General features: G+C 43.8%; 15 protein-coding genes. 2 read left to right on the top strand and 13 right to left on the bottom strand.

Translation table 11 applies throughout. The annotated features are described in order from the left end of the window. Positions 1–103: 103 nt before the first annotated feature. Genes tsaD through tsaB form a run of 3 tightly spaced genes read right to left on the bottom strand, consistent with a single transcriptional unit; the run spans position 104 to position 2,221 of the window. Positions 104–1,114 carry a tRNA (adenosine(37)-N6)-threonylcarbamoyltransferase complex transferase subunit TsaD gene (gene tsaD, locus K1I56_RS04785; RefSeq protein WP_223325395.1) on the bottom strand — a complete coding sequence of 337 codons (1,011 nt, stop codon included), beginning with the start codon at positions 1,112–1,114 and terminating at the stop codon, positions 104–106. Beyond that, positions 1,104–1,541 carry a ribosomal protein S18-alanine N-acetyltransferase gene (gene rimI, locus K1I56_RS04780; RefSeq protein WP_201037216.1) on the bottom strand — a complete coding sequence of 146 codons (438 nt, stop codon included), beginning with the start codon at positions 1,539–1,541 and terminating at the stop codon, positions 1,104–1,106. Before rimI ends, tsaD begins: the two co-directional genes overlap by 11 nt. Then, positions 1,538–2,221, bottom strand: a complete 684-nt coding sequence (gene tsaB, locus K1I56_RS04775) for a tRNA (adenosine(37)-N6)-threonylcarbamoyltransferase complex dimerization subunit type 1 TsaB (RefSeq protein WP_201037217.1) — start codon at positions 2,219–2,221, stop codon at positions 1,538–1,540. The genes rimI and tsaB overlap by 4 nt, the downstream gene beginning before the upstream one ends. Before the next feature lie 292 nt (positions 2,222–2,513). On the opposite strand from tsaB, the gene K1I56_RS04770 reads away from it, so the two are divergent. Both K1I56_RS04770 and rnjA read left to right on the top strand, forming a co-directional pair. Next, positions 2,514–2,744, top strand: a complete 231-nt coding sequence (locus K1I56_RS04770) for a DNA-directed RNA polymerase subunit epsilon (RefSeq protein ID WP_003008866.1) — start codon at positions 2,514–2,516, stop codon at positions 2,742–2,744. Between the two features lie 3 nt (positions 2,745–2,747). Continuing rightward, positions 2,748–4,430, top strand: a complete 1,683-nt coding sequence (gene rnjA / locus K1I56_RS04765; protein WP_070586717.1) for a ribonuclease J1 — start codon at positions 2,748–2,750, stop codon at positions 4,428–4,430. 244 nt (positions 4,431–4,674) lie between these two features. Here the strand turns inward: rnjA and glnA are convergent, their stop codons facing one another. The 10 genes from glnA to K1I56_RS04715 all read right to left on the bottom strand — a co-directional run bounded on the left by glnA (position 4,675) and on the right by K1I56_RS04715 (position 19,076). Further along, entirely contained in the window at positions 4,675–6,021 is a 1,347-nt protein-coding gene (glnA, locus tag K1I56_RS04760) for a type I glutamate--ammonia ligase (protein WP_223325394.1), read from the bottom strand. Positions 6,022–6,060: 39 nt separating this feature from the next. Then, positions 6,061–6,420 (bottom strand): MerR family transcriptional regulator, encoded by a 360-nt coding sequence (locus tag K1I56_RS04755; RefSeq protein ID WP_003012408.1) that lies wholly within the window; start codon positions 6,418–6,420, stop codon positions 6,061–6,063. Positions 6,421–6,487: 67 nt separating this feature from the next. Next, the gene (locus tag K1I56_RS04750; protein WP_003008874.1) at positions 6,488–7,021 is read right to left on the bottom strand and encodes an FUSC family protein; all 534 of its coding nucleotides are present in this window, start codon (positions 7,019–7,021) and stop codon (positions 6,488–6,490) included. A 268-nt stretch (positions 7,022–7,289) separates the two neighbouring features. After that, positions 7,290–8,489 carry a phosphoglycerate kinase gene (locus tag K1I56_RS04745; protein ID WP_223325393.1) on the bottom strand — a complete coding sequence of 400 codons (1,200 nt, stop codon included), beginning with the start codon at positions 8,487–8,489 and terminating at the stop codon, positions 7,290–7,292. Between the two features lie 203 nt (positions 8,490–8,692). After that, complete coding sequence (locus K1I56_RS04740; protein ID WP_223325392.1) at positions 8,693–13,486, bottom strand: endo-beta-N-acetylglucosaminidase; 4,794 nt, start codon at positions 13,484–13,486, stop codon at positions 8,693–8,695. Positions 13,487–13,719: 233 nt separating this feature from the next. After that, positions 13,720–14,730 (bottom strand): type I glyceraldehyde-3-phosphate dehydrogenase, encoded by a 1,011-nt coding sequence (gene gap, locus K1I56_RS04735; RefSeq protein WP_023919220.1) that lies wholly within the window; start codon positions 14,728–14,730, stop codon positions 13,720–13,722. A 279-nt stretch (positions 14,731–15,009) separates the two neighbouring features. Further along, positions 15,010–17,091, bottom strand: a complete 2,082-nt coding sequence (gene fusA, locus K1I56_RS04730; protein WP_003003071.1) for an elongation factor G — start codon at positions 17,089–17,091, stop codon at positions 15,010–15,012. A gap of 303 nt (positions 17,092–17,394) precedes the next feature. After that, positions 17,395–17,865 (bottom strand): 30S ribosomal protein S7, encoded by a 471-nt coding sequence (gene rpsG / locus K1I56_RS04725; RefSeq protein WP_003003105.1) that lies wholly within the window; start codon positions 17,863–17,865, stop codon positions 17,395–17,397. 19 nt (positions 17,866–17,884) lie between these two features. Then, positions 17,885–18,298, bottom strand: a complete 414-nt coding sequence (rpsL, locus tag K1I56_RS04720) for a 30S ribosomal protein S12 (protein ID WP_003003125.1) — start codon at positions 18,296–18,298, stop codon at positions 17,885–17,887. A 205-nt stretch (positions 18,299–18,503) separates the two neighbouring features. After that, positions 18,504–19,076, bottom strand: a complete 573-nt coding sequence (locus K1I56_RS04715) for a hypothetical protein (protein ID WP_049514802.1) — start codon at positions 19,074–19,076, stop codon at positions 18,504–18,506. Between the last annotated feature and the right edge of the window lie 7 nt (positions 19,077–19,083).

Here is a 19,083-nt window from a genome sequence, read left to right as displayed (position 1 = left end):
TCTATCATACCGAATTTTCTTTCGACTCGCAAATCCGCTACTAGTTGGTGAGATCCCAGCAAAAAAGCCATTGGACCTTGCACATCCAATTGGCTCCTTTTTCTTATTCAATTCCTTCAAAGGCTAGGCTTGGTTTGGCATTGAGGTCCCAGCCTGCGAAGTTTTCTTTGTTCCACTCACTGACACTGGCATAGGCGATCATCCCTGCATTGTCCCCGCAGAGGCGCAGAGGCGGAATGATGACCTTGACATCGGTGATCTCAGAAGCCAAGCGTTCACGAAGACCTTGGTTAGCTGCGACCCCACCAGCGACGACTAAGGTTTTGACTGGGTATTTCTCCAAAGCCTTCTTGGTCTTGGCCATGAGAATGTCTAATACGGCTGCCTGAAAGCTTGCAGACAAGTCTTCATTGGAGAGGTTTTCTCCTTTTTGCTGCGCATTATGGTGCAGATTAATAAAGGCCGATTTGAGCCCTGAAAAAGAGAATTCCAGATTGTCTTCCTTGATCATGGCCCGAGGGAAATCGTAGATATCAGATCCTTGGTGGGCCAGCTGATCAATTTCACGTCCTGCTGGATAGGTCAAGCCCATGACGCGCCCGACCTTGTCATAAGCCTCTCCGACAGCATCATCACGGGTCTCTCCGACGATCTTATAATCACCCGCTTCACTGACGTAGACTAGTTCTGTATGTCCTCCACTCACCAGCAAGGCCAAAAGTGGAAATTCTAAGGGCTCGACGCTTTGAGCGGCCATCAAGTGCCCCGCCATATGATTGACAGGAATCAAAGGAAGTCCATGCGCCCAGGCAAAGGCCTTGGCTGCAGCTAGGCCGACTAAAAGAGCTCCAACTAGGCCTGGACCGTAGGTGACAGCCACAGCTGTGACATCGGCTTCAGTGATACCAGCTTCTTCCAGGGCTTCTTCAATACAAGCAGTGATGACTTCCACATGGTGACGAGAGGCTACCTCAGGCACCACCCCTCCAAAACGCTTGTGACTTTCGATTTGACTGGCAATGACATTGGACAAGAGTTGGTCGTCATTTTTCAAGACAGCCACACTGGTCTCATCGCAAGATGTCTCAAAAGCCAAAATATATCTATCTTTCATTTGGGTTCCTCTTCATGATCACAGCATCCTCTATGGGATCGTGATAGTAGTTTTTCCTCCGTGCAATTTCTTCAAAATACATTTTTTTGTATAGGCCTTGGGCCGGTTGATTGGACACGCGCACTTCTAAGAAAATTTCTTTTTGGCCCGGCAACTGCGCGAGTAACTGCTGAGCTAAGCCTTGGCCTTGAAAGGCGCGCTTGACCGCAATCTGTAGTACTTCTGCTTCATAGAGAGTTTCTTGAATGGCGACAAACCCAAGGACTTGTCCTTCATCCACAGCTAGGAAATAGAAGATCGATTCCTGCTCTAAATCAGCTTCAATCTGCTCCAACTTCCAGGGGCTAGCTTCATAGACATCTTCCAGCACAGCGAGAATAGCAGCCGCATCCTGGTTGCTCCCTTTCCTGATTGTTCCTTTCATCATAGGCGCTTGATGTAAGAGGTCGTTGTTTCTGTGTGGTCTTTCAGCCAATTTTCCTCTGCTTCGACCCGTTTGAGATAATGAGGGACAAAATCATGGAGGCTAACAGGCGCTTGTTTGAGACCGAGACGTCCGATTTTCACTGCATCTGGCAGCGTTTCATAGTAAGCAGCCCTTGGCAGGCTAGAGGCGATCTGCTCCTTAAAGGGTGTGATTTCTCCGACAAAGGTGACCTGCTCACTCGTTGCTGCACGCTCTAGGACTTCCTCAAATGGAAAATGCCCTTCTGGTGCGACCAGCTGATCATCTTGGTAAAAACCTGCATAAACGTTGTTTCGACGGGCATCCATGACAGGCACTACCAAACCTTCTAGATCATCTGGCACTAGAGCTAAGAGGCTCGAAACCCCGACCAATTCAATCCCTAAGGTATGAGCCAATGTCTTTGCGGTTGCGACCGCAATGCGCAGCCCAGTGTAGCTCCCAGGACCTTCTGCCACCACGATGCGGTCCAAGTCCTTGGGTGTCAAGTCGATTTGTTGCATCAAAAAATCGATGACCGGCATCAAGGTAATACTATGATTTTTTTTAATGGTTAATGTTGTTTCTGCAAGTAGAGTCTCATCTTCTAAAATCGCTACAGAAAGAGCCTTACTCGAGGTATCAAATGCTAATAATTTCATTTCCTACTCCTCTTGAACTGGATTATATTATACTACAAATTCCCTTTAAATCCCAGCGAAACTCTCCTCCAGAGCGCAGGATTTTCATATCCAAAACCGCTCAAAAGCTTCTCTATTATAGGTCTTTGCCTCTCTGACTTTTCCAGTCTATCTTTTACTTACAGGCAAATTTATGATATAATGATAAATAATTGTATCGAATCAGGTCCACTAGTTGCGAGTAGGAAACTCTAGTGATTGCACTCCTCCGCAGCTAACAAATAGACCGAAATAATGAAAGGAAAATTACTTCATGATTTACAAAGTTTTTTATCAGGAAACAAAAGACCGCAACCCTCGTCGTGAAACCACGCATGCACTTTATCTCGATATTGATGCACCGAATGAACGCGAAGGACGCATCCAAGCACGTCAATTGGTTGAAGCAAACACAGATTTCAACATTGAATTTATCACACCACTTTCTGAGCAACACCTTGCTTACGAGAAAGAGTCAGGTGCTTTTGAACTAACGGAGTACTAATCCATGGCTTATACCTTAAAACCTGAAGAAGTTGGTGTATTTGCCATTGGTGGACTTGGAGAAATCGGAAAAAATACCTACGGGATCGAATACCAAGATGAAATCATCATTGTCGATGCCGGGATCAAATTTCCAGAAGATGACCTCCTTGGGATCGACTATGTAATCCCAGATTACTCTTATATCGTTGACAATATCGATCGCGTCAAAGCGGTCCTCATTACCCACGGACACGAAGACCACATCGGTGGGATTCCTTTCCTTTTGAAGCAAGCCAATGTCCCTATCTACGCTGGACCTTTGGCGCTTGCCTTGATCCGTGGAAAATTAGAAGAGCACGGCCTTCTTCGTGATGCCAAACTCTACGAAATCAACCAAAACACTGAGCTTCAATTTAAAAATCTTAAAGCAACCTTCTTCCGTACGACTCACTCGATTCCAGAACCTTTAGGGATTGTGATTCACACCCCTCAAGGAAAGATTGTCTGTACCGGAGACTTCAAATTCGACTTCACACCTGTTGGGGAACCGGCTGACCTCCATCGGATGGCGGCCCTTGGGGAAGAAGGCGTTCTCTGCCTGCTCTCAGACTCAACCAACGCAGAAGTCCCAACCTTTACCAACTCTGAAAAAGTAGTTGGCCAATCCATCATGAAGATCATCGAAGGGATTCACGGGCGCATCATTTTTGCTTCCTTTGCTTCGAATATCTTCCGTCTCCAACAAGCAGCTGAGGCAGCTGTGAAAACTGGCCGCAAGATCGTCGTCTTTGGACGCTCGATGGAAAAAGCCATCGTCAACGGAATCGAGCTTGGCTATATCAAGGTCCCTGCTGGAACCATTATCGAGCCAAATGAGATCAAAGACTATGCGGCCAATGAAATCCTGATCATGTGTACAGGAAGCCAAGGAGAGCCAATGGCAGCCCTCTCTCGGATTGCCAACGGAACGCACCGCCAAGTGCAACTCCAACCAGGAGATACCGTGATCTTCTCTTCTAGTCCGATTCCTGGAAATACAACCAGTGTAAATAAATTGATCAATACGATTTCTGAAGCGGGTGTAGAGGTCATTCACGGGAAGATCAACAACATCCATACCTCTGGACACGGGGGGCAACAAGAACAAAAACTCATGCTCCGCTTGATCAAACCAAAATACTTCATGCCTGTTCATGGTGAATACCGGATGCAGAAGATCCACGCAGGACTTGCGCGTGATTGTGGAGTAGAAAAAGACAATATCTTCATCATGAGTAATGGTGATGTCCTTGCCCTTACAGCCAACTCTGCTCGGATCGCAGGAAGCTTCAACGCTCAAGACATCTATGTCGATGGAAATCGTATCGGTGAAATCGGGGCTGCTGTCCTTCGTGACCGGAGAGACCTTTCCGAAGATGGTGTCGTGCTTGCTGTTGCGACTGTTGACTTCAAATCGAAGATGATCCTGGCTGGACCAGACATCTTGAGCCGTGGTTTTATCTACATGCGTGAATCAGGGGATCTGATCCGTGAAAGCCAACGCATCCTCTTCAACGCTATTCGTATCGCCTTGAAGAACAAAGATGCCAATATCCAAACCGTCAATGGTGCGATTGTCAATGCCCTTCGCCCATTCTTATACGAGAGCACGGAACGTGAACCTATCATTATTCCTATGATTCTCACACCAGATGACGAAAATTAACAAAACAACCAGTTGAGACTATTGTTTCAACTGGTTTTATAGTAACCTTATGAAGATCAAAAAGAGAGTGGCACAGAAATCGGTCATTCGTTAGAATTCGATTTCGTCGTCCCTCCTCCGCACAGTTGAGTAGGGCTGTAAAAGCTGATGAAATCAGCGTAGTAGAGCCCACTCAACCACTACGTCTTGCTCGACAATCCAAAAGAGGCTAGGACTTTTGTCCTAGCCTCTTTACTCTTGTTTCTTAATAAAGATCTAAATAGTTGTCTACTTCCCATTGGGATACGAAGGTAGCATAACTTGCCCATTCGATTCGTTTGGCTTCAAGGAAGCTGGTGTAGATGTGCTCACCCAAGGCAGCTTTCACCACTTCGTCTTCTGTCAAGGCTTTCAAGGCATTGTGAAGGGTAGAAGGGAGATCTGTGATTCCAGCTGCTCTACGTTCTTCTGGTGTCATCACATAGATATTTTCTTCGATCGGAGCAGGTGCTTCGATTTTATTTTCAATCCCGTGAAGGCCGACTTCAAGCAAGACTGCCAAGGCTACATAAGGATTGGCCATTGGGTCTACTGAACGCAATTCTAAACGAGTTCCCATACCACGTGATGCTGGCACACGTACCAATGGGGAACGGTTGCGACCTGCCCAAGCGATATAAACGGGTGCTTCATATCCTGGCACCAAACGCTTATAAGAGTTAACCGTTGGGTTTGTCACCGCTGTAAAGTTATATGCATGCTTGATCAAGCCACCCAAGAAGTGATAAGCTGTTTCTGACAATTGCATGCCCTTTGGATCTTCTGGATCAAAGAAGGCATTGTTGCCATCTTGGTCAAAGAGAGACATATTACAGTGCATACCTGATCCGGCAATTCCAAATTTTGGTTTGGCCATAAAGGTTGCATACAAACCGTGTTTACGAGCGATGGTTTTCACGACAAGTTTAAAGATTTGGATCTTGTCACAAGCGCGGAGAACTTCGTCATACTTAAAGTCGATTTCATGCTGACCAACGGCTACTTCGTGGTGACTGGCTTCTACTTCAAAGCCCATCTTGGTCAAGACATTTACGATTTCACGATGAGTGTTATCTGCAAGGTCTGTTGGAGCCAAGTCAAAATAGCCACCTTTGTCATTTACTTCAAGAGTTGGATCTCCATTTTCATCCAACTTAAAGAGGAAGAATTCTGGTTCTGGACCAAGGTTAAAGGATTTGAATCCAAGTTTTTCCATATGACGAAGGGCACGTTTCAAGTTGCCACGTGGATCTCCTGCAAATGGTTCCCCTTCTGTCGTATAGACATCACAGATCAAGCCAGCTACGCTACCATTTTCATCTCCCCAAGGGAAGACTGTCCATGTATCCAAATCTGGGTAAAGATACATATCTGACTCGTTGATACGGACAAATCCTTCGATAGAAGAACCATCAAACATGGCTTTGTTTGAAAGAACCTTGTCTAGTTGCTCATCGGTAGCTGGAATTTCGACGTTCTTCATGGTTCCCAAAATATCAGAGAACATCAAGCGAATAAAAGTAACATTTTTTTCTTTTACTTCACGGCGAATATCTGCAGCAGTAATTGACATTTTTGTCTCCTTAAAATAGATTACAAGCTTATGAAATGATCAACGAAATTGACCATATGGCGATGGGGAAGATGTGAAGCGACTTTGCTGAATAATGTCACGATGAAGAGCCTTACGGATCTCTTCTTGACTGACAACCTTGGTTTGCTCTTGCTCTTTTTCCGCATATTTCTTCTTAATATCCGCAATATTGAAGCCATCTGAGATATAATCTTTGATCTCAAGCAGGCGGTCCATATCGTCCAACGAATACATGCGGCGATTGCCTTCTGTCCGATCAGGAGAAATCAATCCCTGATCTTCATAATAACGAATCTGGCGAGCTGTCAAGTCGGTCAGCTTCATAACACTGCCAATCGGAAAGACTGCCAGCGAGCGTCGTAATTCCTTTTCCTTCATACCATTCCTCTTTCTATTCTATTATATCGAAAAAAAAATCTATGTCAAGATTAAATGTTATATAATCTTACATAGGTTTTTTGTGTTTCTTGAGAAAATCGCGAATGCGATCCACATCCGAATTGACCAAAATCGCAACGAAAACGCCAATAAAGGTCTCAAATATTCGGGCAAAAACATACAAGAAGGTTTCACCGTTAGGAATCGAGAGGGTAATGATCAGCATTGCCGAAACTCCTCCGATAATTCCTGCTTTATTATTCATAGCGACATTTGTCATAATGGTTAACATGGTCGCAATGGGTACAAAAATAAGAGTCACCCAATACGCCCCATGAAAGAGCGTTTTTAAAAGGAAGAACAATACGGCATAAAAACCTCCGATACTGTTGCCCATGACACGCGAAGCCCCGAAATGGACACTCTTATCAAAGTCTTCCCTCAAACTAAAAACAGCTGTCAAAGTCCCGATCTGAAGGCCTCGCCAGCCAAATATTCCAAAAATAAGTAGTACAATAAAAACGGCAATCCCTGTTTTAAAGGTTCTCATCCCCAAACGGAATTTGGACCAATCAAATTTGTGTCGTTTAAAGTAATCCATGGTCACCTATCTTTCTATTTCTATTATTCTACCATATTTTCAGAAAGGAGAGAACAGTTATCAATAGAAAGAAAAAAGAGAGTGGGACAGAAATCAGTAATTCGTTAGAATTCGATTTCGTCGTCCCACCTCCGCACAGTTGAGTAGGGCTGTAAAAACTGATGAAATCAGCGTAGTAGAGCCCACTCAACCACTGCGTCTTGCTCGACAATCCAAAAATAATTGAGAGGCTAGGACTTTTGTCCCAGCCTCTTTCATTCTATTTAGATTATTTGTCTGTAAGAGCAGCCAATCCTGGAAGTTCTTTACCTTCAAGGAGTTCCATAGAAGCACCACCACCAGTAGAGATCCATGAGAATTTGTCTGCACGTCCAAGGTTGATCGCAGCAGCTGCTGAGTCACCACCACCGATGATTGATTTAACGCCTGGTTGCTTCACGATAGCGTCCATCACACCGATTGTACCAGCTTGGAAGTCAGGGTTTTCAAATACACCCATAGGTCCGTTCCATACAACTGTTTTCGCACCAGTCAATTCTTGGTCGAATTTAGCGATTGATTTAGGACCGATATCAAGACCAAGGAATCCTGGATCTACTGCTTCACCTTCAGTGTCTTTCACTTCAGTGTAGTCAGCAAATGCGTTCGCTTCTTTTGAGTCAACTGGCAAGATCAATTTGCCGTTTGATTTTTCAAGAAGAGCTTTCGCCACATCCAATTTGTCTTCTTCTACAAGTGAGTTACCGATTTCGATACCTTGTGCTTTGTAGAATGTGTAAGTCATCCCACCACCGATAAGGACTTTATCAGCTTTTTCAAGCAAGTTTTCGATAACACCGATCTTGTCAGATACTTTAGATCCACCAAGGATAGCTACGAATGGACGTTCTGGAGCTTCAACTGCTTCTTTGATGTAAGCAATTTCGTTTTCAAGAAGGAATCCAGCAACAGCTTTATCAACGTTTGCAGAGATACCAACGTTAGATGCGTGTGCACGGTGAGCAGTACCAAATGCATCGTTTACGAAGATACCATCTCCAAGTGATGCCCAGTATTTACCAAGTTCAGGATCGTTTTTAGATTCTTTCTTGCCGTCAACATCTTCGAAACGAGTGTTTTCAACCAAGAGAACTTGTCCATCTTCAAGAGCGTTAACAGCTGCTTCCAATTCAGCACCACGTGTAACACCTGGGATAAATTGAACTTCTTGACCCAATTTAGCAGCCAAGTCAGCAGCTACAGGAGCAAGTGATTTACCTTCTTTATCTGCTTCTTCTTTTACACGTCCAAGGTGAGAGAAGAGGATTGCACGTCCACCTTGTTCAAGGATGTACTTGATAGTTGGAAGAGCTGCAGTGATACGGTTATCGTTAGTGATCACGCCATCTTTTACAGGTACGTTGAAGTCGACACGAACGAGAACTTTTTTCCCTTTCAAGTCAACGTCTTTAACAGTCAATTTTGCCATTAGATATGACTCCTTCTTTTTTTAATACATGATAATTATATCACAAAAGCTGTAAAAGAGGTAGAAAAATCCAATGCTTTTCCCCTCTAATTCACAGGATCCGAACGACACTTCTAAATACAAGATCAAACCTCTCTGGTTTTCACCAGAGAGGTTTTTTTGAGAGTGACTTTTTAAGTGAACAAAAGAATCTTTTAGAAGACTTACTCTTCCTTCTTCTTACCAGCCAAGAGGAAGCCGCCTAAGGCTGCTAGAAGAACAGCTTCAGCTGCAAAGGAAGCTTCTAGGCTTGCCGTATTTGGTAGGTGTTCCGATTGACTTTCTTTACTTGCATCTTTTATTCCTTGCTGAACCGTTGGCTGTGAGTTCGCTCCTTGGTGGGCACTTAACAACTGATGGATCTCTTGATCAACCATATCCTTGTGTTCTTCCTCTTGATGACCCGCTTGAGTAGAAGTCGTTGGGGCCAACTGATCCACTTGAGAAGACTCTGTAGGCTTCAATGGATTAACTGGATCCGGAGTCACTGGGGCAGCTGGTTGGACTGGTTGATTTGGTTGAGCTGGTTGAACAGGCTGATCTGGTTTAGCCGGTTCTTCTGGTTGGATCGGTTGATCTGGTCCTTCCGTTTTTGCTGGCTTATAGACAATCGCATAGTGAGTAAAGTGAGGAGCTGTAAAGATGACCACATCTCCAACCCTCTCAAAGGCTAAGGATTGAGGAGCTTGACCTTCTGGGAAGAAGAGAACTTGCTCTACTTCTTTATCCTTATCCACAGGGATTTTCACAAGGGATGGATGCTGGGTATCGACATCCTGACCACTTGCATCGACTCCTTCGATATCAAAGATAGTCGCTTCTCGTCCCTTCAGCTCTTCTTTTTCTGCCTGATTGGCTTCAACTTTCGCGACTTTTAGTCCCTTAATAGCAGTAGTCTCCAAGTTAGAGAATTGAACTTCGACTCCAGTCGCAGGGTCTACAAAGACCGCCGGCTTATCTTCTTTCAGGAGCGCAATCAAGGTCTCTAGACCTGTCTTAGCTGTTTCAAGCGCTTCAGGAGTGAGCTCTGAAGAAGCTAGGAGTTCTTTATTTTTCTCCAAGAGTGCCTGCAAAGCCTCACCAGAAGGGTGATTTGGCTTGCTTGCTAATAGAGCGGTCGCTTCTGTTGTTAGGGCAGAGAGAGCTTCTTTTTCTTTTGTTAGATTAGCTTGACCATCCAAGGCTTTCAAGAGAGCGGTCAATTGGTTCAACTGCTCATTGACTTGATCTTGTGTGCTGGTATCATGCTCTTTCAAGACTTTTTCAGAAGCAGCCATTCCAGCCAGCAAAGCTTCTTTAACTTCAGGAGTGGCAAATGTAAAGTCTACTTTGGCTTTTGCAGCTTCAGCTTCAGCCAATTTTTGCTTGAGGTATTCATCGTTGAGAGCTGGTTTTGGATTGACGAGGACATCAAAGCTTGTGCTAGCTCCTTTGTAATGGACAGTGATGGTTTGACGTCCTTCCTTTGTCGTATCAAAGCCAGTCACTTCCACACCTTCATCTGTCAAGGCATGCGTTTCGGTCGTTTCATCTTCAAAGACGACTGTAAAGCGTCCACCCTCCTTCTCCAATGCTTCTCCGACAATATATTCCACTTTTGGTTTGTCGGTCAATTCTAGACCAGCAACTGCTTTTTCACCTGCTTCCTCTGCACTGACCACAAAAACAGTGAGAGTCTTATCTAATTTCTGACCAAGGTAAGAAACTTCTAGGTGTTGTTCTCCCAGCTTGCTACTGTCAAATCCATGAATCTCTACACCTGAGTTGGTGAGGTTGACCAGTTGATCTGCTTGGCCATCTTTATAATGAACTCGGAGAGTCGCCCCTTTCAAGGAAAGGGCATCGCCTTCCCGGTAGACCTTCTTGGTCAATCCATCTTCAAATTGGAGTCCTGCAATTTCTTTATCATTCTTTGGAACTTCGATCGCCAAAACATTACTGATATCTTTACCAGGAACTTGCGCGCGATAGTAAAGAAGAGATGGGGTTGATTCAAAAGCGAGCGGTTTAAATATGAGATTTCCAGCTTGATCGGCTGTCATGGTCGCAATTGGACTAGTGGCTTCTTTATCGGCATAAAGAGTCAGAGTAGTATGAGCTGGGACATCTTTGAAGCCGACTTGGACAAAATGATTACCTAAGTTTTGCGCTGCAGCATGTTTCATCGGGATGTTGACCGTTTCCGTATCCAGACTTTCATACATCTTCCAGTTGTAAATCCGGATGGCTTGCCATGGGGTGCCGTTATCTGCTGTAATGACATGGAGACGCCAGTCTTGAGCCTTGATCGGATGATCCAGTGTAATGTCAGATACATGGGCTTTATTGCCACGAACTTCCTTAGCGAGCTTCCATTCACCCGCTTCGTCCTTGTAGTAAAGGTCGAAGTCACGGGTATTCATTTTGCCATCATCGACAGATTCTCCACCAGCACCGGCATGGTCCATGACCCAACGAACAATGGTCCGTGGTTGTGTCAAGCGGATATCGACGGTTCCACTCAATTGAGCAGAAGACCATTTATCTGAAAGACTGGTAATGGTCCCATTTAACATGCCTTCAATGCCTTCACTACCATCCGCATCTGGGAAGCTCGAACCGATCACTTTGGCTCCGATGACTACGTTTGGCGCTAGGGCTTTTGGTAGACTGGTATCTGACACGGTCATGCCCCAATCAAAGGCCACGGTTCCCGCATCTGAACGTTGACCATTCTTTCCAACTGCCACAACCTTGAGTTCCTGCGTCTTTCCTTCAGCACTTGCTGAACGGCTAACTTTTGGTAGATAGACGGTTGTCGCAGAAGACCCTGTTAAGAGACGCCAGTTGTCACCATCTTTTTCATAGACTTCATAATAATCCGCATCTGCTACCCCTTTAAAATTGAGGACTGCTTCTGCTTCTTGCGCATTTTGTAGGCGTTTTGCCCGAACGGATACTTCTGTTGGAGTCGCTGGTTTCTCTTGGTTGGACGTAATCGACAATTGGCCGAGATTAAATTTGTAGTCTTTGACATCCGTATCATGGTCAAAGAACATCTTCACAGCATAAATGGTCTTGCCAGCCAAACTTCCCAAATCAAAGGTTTGAGTGGACCAATCCGCACTTGGTGTCAATTCTTTCCATTCGTATTCAGAGTAGTCCTCTTTTGTGGCAACAGCTACCCAGGCAGCAGCTCCGACCCCACCTTTATGACTGACGCTCAATTTTGTCGTTTCTGTCACAGGAATCTTGGTCGAATAGAGCATGACATTTTGACTGCTATTGGCTTTTAAATCTCCTTCAAAGGCTAGAGAATTTCCTCCATTGTAGGCTTGATCAAAATCATAGCGGCCTTTCAATGGCGTACTATCTTCACTATGCTCTACCCACCAACGCCATGTTGGAAGGTAGCCAGAAACAGAACGGTAGTTCCATTCCCCTTCTTTAGAAATCTTGCCATCGACAAACCAGTGTTTTCCGTGACCAGTATTGAAGGAAGTATTGAAATCTTCACTAGTGATTGGGGTTTTGTCCACTACTAGATTGGACATACCGTACCAAGATTGGTCTGCTGGTTTTCCTTTAGTCGGATCTCCTTGGAAACCTGTCCAGAATAGATCTTCATGGGTATGGTAACCTTCACCAGTCTTTCCTAGACCTGTAATGGTATCAGGCGCATAAAGACCAAGGGATAGACGCAACTTGCCATGTTCATCTAAAATGGCATTCCAGTCTACATTAGTCTTATAAGAGCCTCCTTTTTGGAGCTCGAGTCCAGCTAGAACATCATAAGGATTCCGATGAATCCATTTAGCTGTACTGATGGAATAATCAACTTCTGATTTGCCCCAGTTAAAGTTGGCAAAGAAGGTATCAACTGGGTTTTCCCCATTTTCTGGCTGCATGAAATTGTAGTTGTATTCTCCCAGCGCATTCTCATGGTAACGGCCATATTCATAGGTCATAGCATCATACCAGGAATACTTAATCGGATAGTTCAGACTTTTCGCATATTCCTTGGTATAAAGAAGGAAATCTCTCAATTTTGGACCCAATGGTTCTACAAGATTTCCGGTTGTTTCTTGGTTGATAAAGTAACCATCAAAGCCATAGTACTTGGCAAGTTCTACTAATTTACGGGCGATCGGAAAGGTCTTAGACCCTTCACTATCTTCTTTCAAGGTTTCTGCAAAATGTTCTTGATCCTTGATACTGCTAGACCAGTTATAAAAGATTGTTCCATAAATAGGAACCCCATTTCGGTGGGCAGCATCGATCACATCTGCTGATGGAACCAGCCCTTCCCAAAAGACCATGGAGTCCAAATATTGCCAGTAATCAAAAGCATAGGCTTTAAACTCTTCTCCGCCGACAGACGCATGATCCTTGGCTTTGGAGTTCATGTTTGACAGTGCTTGGATCTTCGCTTCAGGGTTGGCTTGTTCATTAATTTGTTTCCCTTGAAAACGACTCGCAAGTGGGACGCTTGCTCTGTTCATATCGTCATCCGCTCGTTTTCCTGGTTCCCACTTCAAGAGATCGTCCCAAGTATCGAACTTAACTTCTTTGGGTCTTAATTGTTTTTCTTCATTGGTTGGTAAATCAGCCACTTTTTCAGCAGTAGCTTTCGGTTTTTCAGTCTCTGAAACAGCTGGATGATCTGTAGTCGCAGAGCTAGCTTCTGTACTTGTCGGACTAGTCTCTGGAGCGACCGCTTCTGCTGTAGCCGGTTTTACAGGATCAGCTGTAGGAAGCGCTGCATCTGCAGTGTAGACGCCAGCTTCTCTCACCAAATGATTGACATCATCGGTGTTTGCTGAAGAGCTTTCCAAGGGTTGTTCACTAGTAGAAACCGTCTCATCTGCAGAGACAGCGCCTGTTCCTAAAAATGCTAACCCAATCAATGCGGAACAAACTCCTACACTGAATTTTCGTATACTAAATCGTTCTTTCTTTTCAAATAGATGACCTTTCATCTTGACCTCCTTGTATGTTTTTTTCTTTTTCTTGAGCGATTTCCATTGTCTCCTTTCTCCACGACCTGTAATCGCTTTCATTTCGTTGTATTAGAAATCTCCAATCAAGAATAGGATACCCTAATCTATTTAGCACTGTCAATCTATTTTGGCAATTCCTATAATATGATGAGAAAGCCCTAAAAAAAGTACAAAAAAAGAGGAGGTTTCCCTCCTCTCATCATACGCATGAATTATTTAGCAATTTTTGCGAAGTATTCAAGAGTACGAACAAGTTGTGCAGTGTAAGACATTTCGTTGTCATACCATGAAACAACTTTAACCAATTGTTTACCGTCAACGTCAATAACTTTAGTTTGAGTTGCGTCAAACAATGATCCGTAAGACATACCTACAACGTCTGAAGAAACGATTGGATCTTCAGTGTAACCGTATGATTCGTTTGAAGCTGCTTTCATAGCTGCGTTCACTTCATCAACAGTAACGTTCTTGTCAAGAACAACTACCAATTCAGTAACTGATCCAGTTGGAACAGGAACACGTTGTGCAGCTCCGTCCAATTTACCGTTTAATTCAGGGATAACCAAACCGATTGCTTTAGCAGCACCAGTTGAGTTAGGAACGATGTTAGCAGCACCAGCGCGTGCACGACGAAGGTCACCTTTACGGTGTGGACCGTCAAGGATCATTTGGTCACCAGTGTAAGCGTGGATAGTAGTCATCAATCCTTCAACAACACCGAAGTTATCTTGAAGAGCTTTAGCCATTGGAGCCAAGCAGTTTGTAGTACATGAAGCACCTGAGATAACTGTTTCAGTACCATCAAGAATATCGTGGTTAGTGTTAAATACGACTGTTTTAACATCTGATCCACCAGGAGCAGTGATAACAACTTTCTTAGCACCACCAGCATGCAAGTGTTTTTCAGCAGCTGCTTTAGTAGCAAAGAAACCAGTTGCTTCAAGAACGATTTCTACACCGTCGTTAGCCCAGTCGATTTGTTCTGGATCACGTTCAGCGGAAACTTTAATGAATTTACCGTTAACTTCGAATCCACCTTCTTTAACTTCCACAGTACCGTCGAAACGACCTTGAGTTGTATCGTATTTCAACAAGTGTGCAAGCATAACTGGATCTGTAAGGTCGTTGATGCGTGTAACTTCAACACCTTCTACGTTTTGGATACGACGGAAAGCAAGACGTCCGATACGACCGAAACCGTTAATACCAACTTTAACTACCATTCGTGATTTCCTCCTTATGAAAATCAAAAAAATTTTTTGTGAAAAGAGTAACTTGACACAGCGCCAAACATCTTTTAACAGTCTCTATTATATACTTTATTGCATTAAAAAGCAACTATTTCCCCACGAAAAGCAAGATTTATCATAGATCACCACCTCTTTTATTGAAGTTTTTCACAAAGTCTTGTTTGCTAGGAAGAGCACTTTTTTACTTGTATTCACTTTTGGAACAAAGAAAAACTCTTCCCAAAGTGGGAAGAGTTTTTAAGCATTGGTAAATTAAGCTTCACCTTTAGCTTTTTTAATGATTTCTTCTTGTACTGATTTTGGTACATCTTCGTAGTGGTCAAATACCATCATGAAGGTACCACGTCCTTGAGTTGCAGAACGAAGGACAGTAGCGTAACCGAACATTTCAGCAAGTGGTACATATGCACGAACGATTTGGCTTGCACCGTGTGCTTCCATACCATCTACACGTCCACGACGAGCAGTTACGTGACCCATAACATCCCCAAGGTTTTCTTCAGGAACTGTGATGGTTACAAGCATCATTGGTTCAAGGATAGCTGGTTGTGCAGTCTTAGCAGCTTCTTTAAGTGCAAGAGATGCAGCGATCTTGAAGGCAGTTTCAGATGAGTCGACATCGTGGTATGAACCATCGTAAAGCTTAGCTTTCACGTCAACCATTGGGTAACCAGCAAGAACACCGTTCGCCATAGATTCTTGAAGTCCTTTTTCTACTGCAGGGATGAATTCACGTGGAACCACACCACCGACGATCGCATTTTCGAACTCGAATCCTTTACCTTCTTCGTTTGGAGTAAATTCGATCCAAACATCACCAAACTGACCTTTACCACCAGATTGACGTTTGAAGAATCCACGTGCTTGTGTAGAAGCGCGGAATGTTTCACGGTAAGATACTTGAGGAGCACCAACGTTAGCTTCAACCTTGAATTCACGTTTCATACGGTCAACAAGGACATCCAAGTGCAACTCACCCATACCAGAGATAACTGTTTCACCAGTTTCAGGGTTTGTTTCAACGCGGAATGTTGGATCTTCTTCAGCCAATTTTTGAAGGGCGATACCCATCTTGTCTTGGTCCGCTTTAGATTTAGGCTCAACCATCAATTGGATAACTGGTTCTGGAACTTCGATTGATTCAAGGATGATTTTTGCTTTTTCATCTGTCAATGAGTCACCAGTTGTAGTATCTTTCAAACCAACGGCAGCAGCGATATCTCCAGAGTAAACTGTTTCGATTTCTTTACGAGTGTTGGCGTGCATTTGAAGGATACGTCCGATACGTTCACGTTTACCTTTAGAAGTGTTCAATACGTATGAACCTGAGTTCAAGACACCTGAGTAAACACGGAAGAATGTCAAACGACCTACGAATGGGTCAGTCATGATCTTGAAGGCAAGAGCTGCAAATGGCTCTTCATCAGATGCTGGACGTTCTTCTTCTTCGTCTGTATCTGGGTTTACACCCTTGATTGCAGGGATATCAAGTGGGCTTGGAAGGTAGTCAAGGACTGCATCCAACATCAATTGAACCCCTTTGTTCTTGAAGGCAGAACCACAAAGTACTGGGTAGAATTCAACGTTGATTGTAGCTTTACGGATACCAGCTTTCAATTCTTCGTTAGTAATTTCTTCCCCTTCAAGGTATTTCATCATCAAGTCTTCATCAGTTTCAGCAACTGCTTCAACCAATTTTTCACGGTATTCTTGAGCTTGTTCAAGGTATTCAGCTGGAATATCTTCTTCAAGGATATCTGTACCAAGGTCGTTAGTATAGATTTCAGCTTTCATCTTGATCAAGTCAATGATTCCGCGGAAGTCATCTTCAGCACCGATTGGCAATTGAATTGGGTGAGCGTTTGCTTGAAGACGGTCATGAAGTGTGCTTACTGAGTAAAGGAAGTCAGCACCGATTTTATCCATCTTGTTAGCGAATACGATACGTGGAACTCCGTATTCAGTTGCTTGACGCCAAACTGTTTCAGTTTGAGGCTCAACACCTGATTGTGAGTCAAGAACGGTTACAGCACCGTCCAAAACGCGGAGTGAACGTTGAACTTCGATAGTGAAGTCCACGTGTCCTGGTGTGTCGATGATGTTTACACGAGTGTCTTTCCATTGAGCTGTTGTAGCGGCAGATGTGATAGTGATACCACGTTCTTGTTCTTGCTCCATCCAGTCCATTTGTGACGCACCTTCGTGAGTTTCACCGATTTTGTGAATCTTACCAGTGTAGTAAAGGATACGCTCAGTTGTAGTTGTTTTACCAGCATCGACGTGAGCCATGATACCGATATTACGAGTTTTTTCAAGTGAAAATTCGCGTGCCATGAGGTTTGTTTCTCCTATATTTTTTATTTCTATATTCTATTATAACATGATTTAATAAAAACGGATAGGCAGGACCTACCCGTTCTCAGTGTTTTCATGCTAAGTTTTGGTTCCAACTTGTAAGAAGAGTTGAATTGGGTTCAAGAGCTGACGAAGCTTAATTGAACTCGGGCTAAAGTTAGTTAGCCGATTTGAGCCGGAACGGGATGCTGTGTGAAAAAGATAAACTTCCTTGTATTCATCGAATACTGCGTCAGTTTCCTATTTTCACTTTGCATCCTTGCCGTTCCTAGCATCATGATCTTACCAGCGGAAGTGTGCGAATGCACGGTTAGCTTCAGCCATACGGTGAGTATCTTCACGTTTCTTAACAGCTGCACCAGTGTTGTTCGCTGCATCCAAGATTTCTTTTGCAAGACGATCAACCATTGTGTGTTCACCACGTTGACGAGCGATTGTTACCAACCAACGAAGTCCAAGTGTTGTACGACGTTCTGGACGAACTTCAACTGGGACTTGGTAGTTAGAACCACCGACACGGCGAGCACGTACTTCAAGTACAGGCATGATGTTTTCCATAGCTGTTTCGAATACTTCAAGAGCATCGTTTCCAGTAGCTTCTTTAATTTGTTCGAAAGCTCCGTAAACGATTGAAGCAGCTGTACCACGTTTACCATCAAGCATAACGCGGTTGATAAGACGAGTAACTAATTGTGAATTGTAAAGCGGATCTGGCAATACATCGCGTTTAGGCGCACGGTTTTTACGACTCATTTTTCTTTATCCCCTTTCCTTATGCTTTTGGTTTTTTAGTACCGTATTTAGAACGGCCTTGTTTACGATCGTTTACACCTGCAGTATCAAGTGCTCCACGGACGATATGGTAACGTACCCCTGGAAGGTCTTTTACACGTCCACCACGAAGAAGAACCACGCTGTGTTCTTGCAAGTTGTGTCCGATACCTGGGATATAAGCAGTTACTTCGATCAAGTTGCTCAAACGTACACGGGCAAATTTACGAAGGGCAGAGTTAGGTTTTTTAGGTGTCATTGTTCCAACACGAGTTGCAACACCACGTTTTTGTGGTGAAGAAACGTTTGTTTGAACTTTTTTATGACTGTTGTAACCAACGTTCAAAGCTGGTGATTTAGATTTTTCTACTTTTGATTTACGCGGTTTGCGAACCAATTGGTTAATTGTAGGCATCTACATTCTCCTGTGAAATTTTTTATTTTTGGTGATGGTACACTTGGTGACAGCTACCATCTGTGTGTACTTTTGCAACATTTGTCAGCACGTCCCTGTACACTCTTGAGAGACCAAAAGTAAAAAGTACCGTCTATTATTATAACATGACGGCACTTTGATTGCAAGATGTTTTTTTATTTTTTAAAGAAGTCGAAAAAGTTCATTATTGACCAGCTTCAGCAGGTACTTCTGCCCCTGCATCTGCAGCCGGAGCATACTGTTGTTGCTGTTGTGGTTGAACTGTCGCATTGGCTCCAGCTACTCCAGCATTGGCATTGGCATTAGTATTTGCGTTCGCGTTCGTGTTGGCATTAGCGTCTGTTTGAGTCTGCTGTGTTGCCGCTGTGTCGCTCTCATAGGTCAGTCCATAATAGTTAGCGATGTATTGGATACGGGCCTCAAGCGATTGCTTTTGAGTCGCATCTTTGACTTTCTTCACAGCAGCTTGGGCAGCGTTCACAGAATCTTGACTTGGAGTTGTTTCCATTTGAACGACTGCTTTTTCAGCAGCTTCTGTATTTTTCTTTTCTTCCTTCTTTTCTTTTTCTTCCTTTGTTTCCTTTTTCACTGGAAGGGAACCTGTTTTTTTAGCAGGTTGAATTTCTGTCGTTACCTGGGCAGCTGTATTCTTTTTAACGGTATACAAACCAGCTACCAAAATAAAGGATAGAGACAGAACTGTCACCAAGCGAATCCACAAAGGACTATTATCAAATCGATCTAAAATTCTTTTCACTTTTTGA

Source organism: Streptococcus parasanguinis, assembly GCF_019929185.1.
GTDB lineage: Bacteria > Bacillota > Bacilli > Lactobacillales > Streptococcaceae > Streptococcus > Streptococcus parasanguinis_O.
Note: the sequence above shows the minus strand (reverse complement) of the source record. Positions and strands in the feature narration are given on the sequence as shown.